At 66.5% G+C, this 1,417-nt stretch carries 2 protein-coding genes; both read left to right on the top strand.

The features are described 5' to 3' along the window. Positions 1–715: quinolinate synthase NadA (gene nadA / locus EOA85_RS35250; protein ID WP_127212729.1), on the top strand; the 715-nt coding region annotated here is incomplete at its 5' end. Beyond that, positions 712–1,417: FAD-dependent oxidoreductase (locus EOA85_RS35245; RefSeq protein ID WP_127212728.1), on the top strand; the 706-nt coding region annotated here is incomplete at its 3' end. The genes nadA and EOA85_RS35245, both read left to right, overlap by 4 nt.

Below are 1,417 nucleotides of genomic sequence, written 5' to 3'. Positions count from 1 at the left end.
CTTCATGGCCGAGACGACAAAACTGCTTAATCCGGACAAGACCGTTCTCAACCCGGACCTCGGCGCCGGCTGCTCTCTGGCAGAGTCCATTACCGCCGAGGACGTGCGCCTGCTCCGTCAACGATGCCCCGGCGTGCCTGTTGTCACCTACGTCAACACCTCCGCCGCCGTGAAGGCGGAATCCGATATTTGCTGCACCTCTGGCAACGCCAGGAAAGTGGTGGAATCGCTCGGCGTGCCGCGCGTGATCATGCTGCCCGACGAATATCTGGCGAAAAACATCGCCGCCGAGACAGATGTCGAGATCATCGCCTGGACGGGCCGTTGCGAGGTGCATGAGCGCTTCACGCCGGCTGACATCCGCGAACTGCGCGAGGCGCATCCAGGCGTGACCGTGCTCGCCCATCCCGAATGCCCGCCCGAGGTAGTGGCCGAGGCCGACTTCTCGGGCTCGACCGCCGCCATGTCCGACTATGTCGGCCGTGAGAAGCCGGCGCGTGTCGTGCTGATGACCGAATGCTCGATGAGCGACAATGTCGCAGTCGAATATCCCGAGGTGGACTTCATCCGCCCCTGCAATCTGTGTCCGCACATGAAGCGGATCACGCTTTCCAACATCCGTACCGCGCTCGAGGAAACCCGCCACATCGTGACCATCGACCCGCGGGTCGCGGACCGGGCCCGCCGGGCTGTGGAGCGCATGCTCGCCATATGACCCCAGACATGCTGGATATCGGCGGGGCGCCGGTCATCATCGGCGCCGGCGTTGCCGGATTGATGACGGCCCTTCATCTGGCGCCGGAGCCGGTCGTGCTCCTTTCCAGGGCGCCGCTTGGAACCGACGGGTGCAGCGATCTCGCCCAGGGAGGGCTCGCGGCCAGCCTCGGCTGCGACGATTGTCCGGAGCTTCATCTGAGCGATACCTTGGCGGCCGGCGACGGCCTCTGCGACCAGACGGCTGTAAGGCGGATGGTCGAAGCCGCACCCAAAGCGATCGAGAATCTCGCGCGCTTCGGCGTCGCCTTCGACCGCGGGTCTGACGGCGCATTGCGGCTCGGGCTCGAGGCAGCCCACTCGCGCCGTCGGATCGTCCATGCCGCCGGCGACGCCACAGGCCGCGAGCTGGTCAGCGCGCTCATCGCCGCCGTGCGGCGCACACCGTCGATCACGGTCCTCGAAGACATGGAGGCGCGCCGGCTGATCGTCGAAGACGGTGCAATCGCCGGGGTATTGGCGGTCGGCGACACGGGTGCAATCACAATGGCCACCTCCCGCGTCGTGCTGGCGACCGGCGGTATCGGCGGCCTTTATTGCGATACGACGAACCCGCCCGGCTCGTGCGGGCATGGACTGGCGCTCGCCGCCAGTGCCGGGGCCGAGCTTGCCGACCTGGAATTCGTGCAGTTCCATCCGACCG

The sequence above is a fragment of the Mesorhizobium sp. M5C.F.Ca.IN.020.29.1.1 genome, assembly GCF_003997375.1.
GTDB classification, from domain to species: domain Bacteria; phylum Pseudomonadota; class Alphaproteobacteria; order Rhizobiales; family Rhizobiaceae; genus Mesorhizobium; species Mesorhizobium wenxiniae.
This window is presented reverse-complemented; position numbering and strand designations above follow the sequence as displayed.